Origin of the sequence: Ensifer sp. SSB1, assembly GCF_016652895.1 — a bacterium.
GTDB lineage: Bacteria > Pseudomonadota > Alphaproteobacteria > Rhizobiales > Rhizobiaceae > Ensifer.
In genome coordinates, this window is sequence record NZ_JAEPRP010000279.1 from 1 (window position 1) to 5,780 (window position 5,780).

The 5,780-nt window shown below is 56.3% G+C and carries 6 protein-coding genes; 4 read left to right on the forward strand and 2 right to left on the reverse strand.

The features are described from left to right. The first annotated feature begins 284 nt into the window (after positions 1-284). The gene (locus tag I8N66_RS35580) at positions 285-1,346 is read left to right on the forward strand and encodes a class I SAM-dependent methyltransferase (RefSeq protein ID WP_291164717.1); all 1,062 of its coding nucleotides are present in this window, start codon (positions 285-287) and stop codon (positions 1,344-1,346) included. 139 nt (positions 1,347-1,485) lie between these two features. Next, the gene (locus I8N66_RS35585; RefSeq protein ID WP_291164703.1) at positions 1,486-1,677 is read left to right on the forward strand and encodes a hypothetical protein; all 192 of its coding nucleotides are present in this window, start codon (positions 1,486-1,488) and stop codon (positions 1,675-1,677) included. A gap of 97 nt (positions 1,678-1,774) precedes the next feature. Here I8N66_RS35585 and I8N66_RS35590 read toward each other — a convergent pair whose 3' ends face one another. Next, on the reverse strand, positions 1,775-2,608 hold the full coding sequence (locus I8N66_RS35590) for a hypothetical protein (protein ID WP_291164705.1): 834 nt from the start codon (positions 2,606-2,608) through the stop codon (positions 1,775-1,777). 522 nt (positions 2,609-3,130) lie between these two features. On the opposite strand from I8N66_RS35590, the gene I8N66_RS35595 reads away from it, so the two are divergent. Beyond that, entirely contained in the window at positions 3,131-4,429 is a 1,299-nt protein-coding gene (locus I8N66_RS35595) for a tetratricopeptide repeat protein (protein WP_291164708.1), read from the forward strand. A gap of 478 nt (positions 4,430-4,907) precedes the next feature. After that, positions 4,908-5,153: a hypothetical protein gene (locus I8N66_RS35600; protein ID WP_060521307.1), complete on the forward strand. Its 246-nt coding sequence runs from the start codon at positions 4,908-4,910 to the stop codon at positions 5,151-5,153. 379 nt (positions 5,154-5,532) lie between these two features. On the opposite strand, the gene I8N66_RS35605 is transcribed toward I8N66_RS35600, so the two are convergent. Next, positions 5,533-5,691 (reverse strand): hypothetical protein, encoded by a 159-nt coding sequence (locus I8N66_RS35605; protein ID WP_291164715.1) that lies wholly within the window; start codon positions 5,689-5,691, stop codon positions 5,533-5,535. Positions 5,692-5,780 lie beyond the last annotated feature (89 nt).

Consider the following 5,780-nt stretch of genomic DNA (forward strand, 5'->3'; position numbering starts at 1 on the left):
ATGACCCCGGCAAGGATGTTGCAGGCGCTTGACAAACATCCGCAATTAAAGGGCTGATTGACACGTTGGAATTGTGACGTAATCGTTTGGAATTACTCACGAAACACGTCGCCATCGAATTTCACGACTCGCCACGGAGACAACGGTAGCCTCGATCCAATAGACGCCCGCTATTGGTCTGACGCAAAGGCTGGTTGTGAGACAGATGCCTACCTTTCGGCTATATTCTCGCCATGAACGACCTGTTCCTGTGCCCTAATCATCAGCCCATCCGGAGACATGACATGGTACAGCTTGATGAAGCCAAACTTCATTCATTCATCGGCAAAATGCTCGGCGATCTTGGCGGAGCGTATAGCGTGCCGACCGTCAGGATCGGACTTCGACTGGGTCTGTTCACTGCTCTTCAACGAGCCGGCCCGGTGACGGCCGCAGGTCTGGCTGCGGCTGCGGGCGGATTGACCGAGCGATACGTCAGGGAGTGGGCCCTGGCGCAAGCTGCCAACGGGTACATCGACTATGATCCGAGCTCGGAGAAGTTCAGTCTCTCACCCGAACAGGAAATGGTCTTCGTCAACAAGGACAGTCCCGTATACCTCGAAGGTGCTTTCGAGCTTGCGGCCGCAATGATTGAAGGAGAGCCCAAGGTCGAGCACGCCTTCCGGACCGGAGCCGGCGTGCGCTGGGGCGATTCCGCGGGATGCCTGTTTTGCGCCACCGGAGCGTTCTTCCGCCCTGGTTACGTGAACAACATCGTGCAGAACTGGCTGCCGGCCCTTGATGGCGTCGAAGAAAAGCTTTTCTCGGGCGCCAAGGTGGCGGACGTCGGCTGCGGCGTCGGTTTCTCAACAATTTTGATGGCACAGGCCTACCCCAACGCCAGCTTCGTCGGCTACGATTTCCACCAGCCATCCATCGACGAAGCCAACGGCCATGCCCGATCCCACGGGGTCGACGATCGGGTCACATTCGTCGCGGCAACAGCCAAGGACGTCGGCGAGAGGGACTTTGACCTGGTGACCAGCTTCGACTGCCTGCACGACATGGGCGATCCGCGCGGTTGCGCCGCCCACATGCGCCGCATTCTCAAAGAGAACGGCTCCTGGATGATTGTCGAGCCGATAGCGGGTGACCACCCGGCCGAAAACATGAACCCAGTCGGCCGGCTTTATTACAACGCCTCGACGATGATCTGCGTGCCGACCTCGCTCGATCAGGAGGTTGGCGAAGGACTGGGTGCACAGGCGGGCGAAGCGAAACTCTCAGAGGTCATCCGTTCTGGCGGCTTCAATCAGGTCAAACGGGTCTTCACGGGGCCGTTCAACATGGTTCTGGAAGCGCGATAAGGCGGACAACAATAGGCCTTAGACACGGAGTACCGCCGCTCACACATCGTTTTACTTTGCGAGGACGGTGCGCTCTGTATCATGGTCCAGGATGCCGGGCGCGGCATCGAGGCAACATTTGTCGTTTGGGAGGCAACAAATGAACCTGGAAGAAGACAGCATTCCGCCGAATGATATTTCTCTGCTGCAAAGCGTTCTCGACGCTTGGTGCCACGATCAGAAGATCTGCCGAAAGGACGCCACAGAGGAAGCCAAGCTGATGATCAGCGAATACAGGAGAGGTGTTCGTTCGCAAATAGGTCTGATCGACGCGCTGGTGAAGCATCAATAGAGCTCCCATCCGGCCCGCTTCGACTCTTTTGGACGACCCGATCAAGGCGGCGTAAGCCTTCTGTGGTACTGTACTCTTCGTAGACCGAGGCGCGTTTCTAGGCACCCACGAGCACGATTACGCCGAGTGGGTGATAAAACAACAGCAGATGAGCCAGCATGAAGTAAAAGCCATACCCCTGCGACCCGAGGAGGAGATCTGGTTTTCCAGTTTCCGGGATTCCAGGTGACACCTTCTGGCTCTTCTCATCGGCTTTGCCAGAACGAGATGGATTGATATCGAAGAGTCTCGCGTCCACGCTTGTGCGAACGTAGACATCATAATCGTTTATCTGCAGCAAGCCGCCGTCAGTAGGCGTGTAAAGCTGCGTCCCGAATAGAGCGAGCATATCGTAGGGGGAACAGGACCAATGGTCTTTGAGCGTCGAGAGTTTTTTGGTTCCCAGTTTCGGAACACAAGTTATGAACTTGGTTCCCCCGAGGTCTCTCGTTCCGAATGGGCCGTCCAGTTGGCGACTATCGTGCGTAGACCTCGGCACAAGCGTATAGCTACCTCCCACGGTATCTGATCCGTCCTCCGTCCAGCTTACATCTTTGACGTCAAAGGCTGCCTCATACCATCTCCCATCAGGACCTTGCTGGCGGAATGCGAGGTAATGAAAGTCTGCTCCTTGGTTGTCGTTCTCTGGCACATGCGTGCAACCGTCAAGAAAGCCGCTTTGAGGCTTAATCTCCCACCACCCGTCCGCCAGCCAGCCCCCCCACGCGCCACTGTAGATCACGGCGACCTTCACAGTGGCGTTCCCAATGTTGGATATACATAGCCGGCTGCCCGAAGCCTCCACTTGCTCAGCTGCCCAGCAAAGGAGCGGAATAGAGAGAACGAAGAGCCGGAGGAACACGAACGAAGATATTGCACGCATTATCTTCACAACCCGTCTCCATTCACACGCTCGGAAATTATCACCCGAGGCGAAGGGCTGAGCAATTCGCCTATTCGATGTAACCTTGACGTTGCGCCTGGAGCTGTTTTCGCGACGTCACGCGCCGAGCGGCGAGTTTAATGAAAGGTGCATATCCGGGCGGGGGGGATGGAGCCAAAGGCCTTCGGTTGCCAACTGTATTCAGAGGGCGGTTGAGTAAACCTCACACTATAAATAATAATAAGTCGTAGCCGCGGTCGCTGACAGCTGTCTCAAACAATCAAAGCTCGACCTCGCAACTTAACCCCATCTTTTTTCCGCTTCCAGATGAAGGCGCTTTCCCACGCAACAGTGGTCGTGGCGCTTCCGCTGTGATCCTAGCCCATAGTGTCTACTTCAACTTCCGTGGAAAAGCGGCACTATGTGAAGTTCGGACCAAAACTGTTGACCCCTTAGACCAGCATTTGTGCATAGCGTCAGTTCAGTCCGATAAGCGATACTTGCCTCGCTCCTTTTTCACGGAGGAATCAAATGGACGTCGTAGTTTTTCCAAGGATTGCCGCGTGGAGCCTGCTTGCAGGGCTTGCCTTCGCAGATGCTCGCGCGGCTGATCCGGTCTATGAGTGTCGACGATTGGCTGGATCTGTCGAGGAGCCGAACAACAAAGAGCAGATCGGGGTCGATCTTCCGTTTATCGATACGTACGCGGCGACGACAGCTTGCGACGAGGCGGCGCGTTCAAACCCGGAAGACCACGCAAGCGAATTTCGGCGAGCCCGGGCCTATATGGCGCCAGGCCCAAAGCAGGATATCCGGTTTGCGCTGTATACGTTCTCAAACGCTGGTGGGCTGGCGAGAAGGAACGAAGGGACGATCGGCAAGGATGTATCCGACTGGTATCGTCAGGCAGCCCGGAGCGCGGTCACGCCGGCCACATATGAGAAAGCAGCAAAGGCCGGTGATGTCGAAGCACAGCTCGTCCTTGCATTCCTTCATCAGGAGCCACGTTTCGGCGCTCTTGATGAAGCGAAAAGTAACAAGTGGATGAAGGCGGCCGCCGAGCAAGGGAATTCAAAGGCGCAATGGTGGATGGGGCAGAAGGCTGAGGCGCGTGGAGAATTCGAAAAAGCGCGGGAATGGTATCAGCTGGCAGCCGACCAGAACGACCCGTCCGGCTACTTCAGCATTGCCATGCACTATAAGCTCGGAAAGGGTGTACCCGAGAACAGGGACGAGGCCGACCGCCTGTTTGAGATTGCCGCGGAACTTGGCAGCAAGACCGCGGCCGAGCATTTGGAGACAGCCTCACATTCGCGGCGTGAGCGAAGCCTGATGGCTGATGGAAAGACGATCGTGGTGCCAGCCGACTACACGGAGCCGGACGAGCGAGAGATCGGGCTAGCCTTCATGCGCGCCTATGCCCAATACGGAAAGCAGACTGGGTTTCGCAGTTTCACCTATGGCCTGTTCGCCGATACGGCGTGGGAAATTGAGATCAACGGGATGCACAAGGAAGGCTGCGTCAAAGGCGGGCAAGGCTATACATGCGCTTTCGTGGCAGATTTGACCTATCGTCGCTCGAAAGAGATGATCTCAGCGCTCGGCAATACACTACAGGGTCAGATTATGAGTTCAGCCGCCGACATGATGACGCGCAACGGGTCCAAGCGACAGGAAGAGGTTTTCATTCTTGGCTCGGAAGGGTGGTACTCGCCAACGCTTCAGATGCAGGCGCAGAAAGGAATGGTTGCAGCGATGGGAACTGTTGCTGAGGCCGTGGGCGGCACGGCATGCGGACTAGACGCGGTTAGCGGCGGCGAAGGCTGCTGAGGACCTCGGTACGGGGTCGCCGCGCTTTCGCAAATTGCGCCGCCATGAAGCGGCTCTCGCACGCTATGGGGGCTCATGATAGCGACGATTTCCTTCCGAAGTAGCTCCACTTTTTGTTGTGAGGCCTGCTTTCGTCGTAGTCGGCATCGTTGCACCTTCGTTCTGGTCCTTGACTATCTTTGTTCCCCGCAATTTTAGGGGTTTCTTATTGACCGGAGCGACAGTAAGCGGCCTCGCGGCGTAAGCGAAAGGTTGGCGGTTCAATTGGCTCACGCAGAAATGCGATACTTGTGCATGTCTGGTGATGCGATGACGGGCAGCAAATGTCCGTTCTATTTGGTTCCGCCGCAGGGCGCGGCGTAGACCGACGGTAGGGTTTCCAGACGATTAGCTAGCTCTGGCACAGCCAGCCGGCTGAAATCACAATTCTCTTATGTAGCTGCGATATGAATATTTCTCGTCAGCATTTGGAGTGGCAATGCGAGAGAAAAAGCTTCGTGAGACCGAAACCATCTCCGAAACGATCCGGGAATTGGCGGTCCCGGGGATGAGGCCAAAAGCACTGATCGAAGCCGTCAAGGCCAGACATCCAAGTGCTTCGAAAAAAGAAATCGCTCGAGCGGCGTTTCTCACCATCATCCTGTCTGCTGAGTATGCGTCGGAGGACGCCCAAGCGCTCCACGATCTAGCAATCGAGACATCCGACGGAGACGGCGCTGAATAGGGAAGTCGATCGGTGATTGGTGAAAAGAGAAGGATCCGGCCGCATCACCTCTGCGGTAAGAGTGAGGCAGCCTCACATTAGGCGATGGTGAGCAACCCCTTTTGGACGGCTGTGGTCGCATCCATACTGGCGCCGCGCTCATCTCCAAGGAAACCGCCAACCCCTTTAAGGTCGCGGGCATTCAAATGAAGCTCATACGTGGTCTCCAGGGTTCTCTTCCGGTGCTGGCCGGAGAGAGACGTTCTCACTGTCGCCGAGTAGAGCCCGGGAGGAATGTTCAGCCCGTCAATGTGGACATCACTCTGCGCTATGAGACCTACGATTTTTCCTCGCCTCGGCATTTATACTCCTCGCGGATTTCTTCGGAGCGGCGCTGCTCTTATTCCACGGCGCACCAGTCGCGAATATGCAAGATTGCAAACCGCATCTGAAGCCCGCGATATTCTACGACCGATTTGTCCGCTTCGCGGCGCATGAACTTGGCAACGTAGTTGCGAACCGCACCCGCCTCGTCGACCACTTCGAATACATACGTCATCGGGCAGACCCCTAAAGATTGAGGGTGTTATATTCGTAAGCGCGCATTTCGCTGCGCGTTATAAGGGGGCCTGAGCCGGCGGTCAGTCA

Coding starts and splice junctions, on each gene's coding strand:
- I8N66_RS35585 (WP_291164703.1), top strand. CDS start 1,486: ATGAACCTGGAAGAAGACAGCATTCCGCCGAATGATATTTCTCTGCTG.
- I8N66_RS35600 (WP_060521307.1), top strand. CDS start 4,908: ATGCGAGAGAAAAAGCTTCGTGAGACCGAAACCATCTCCGAAACGATC.
- I8N66_RS35580 (WP_291164717.1), top strand. CDS start 285: ATGGTACAGCTTGATGAAGCCAAACTTCATTCATTCATCGGCAAAATG.
- I8N66_RS35595 (WP_291164708.1), top strand. CDS start 3,131: ATGGACGTCGTAGTTTTTCCAAGGATTGCCGCGTGGAGCCTGCTTGCA.
- I8N66_RS35605 (WP_291164715.1), bottom strand. CDS start 5,691: ATGACGTATGTATTCGAAGTGGTCGACGAGGCGGGTGCGGTTCGCAAC.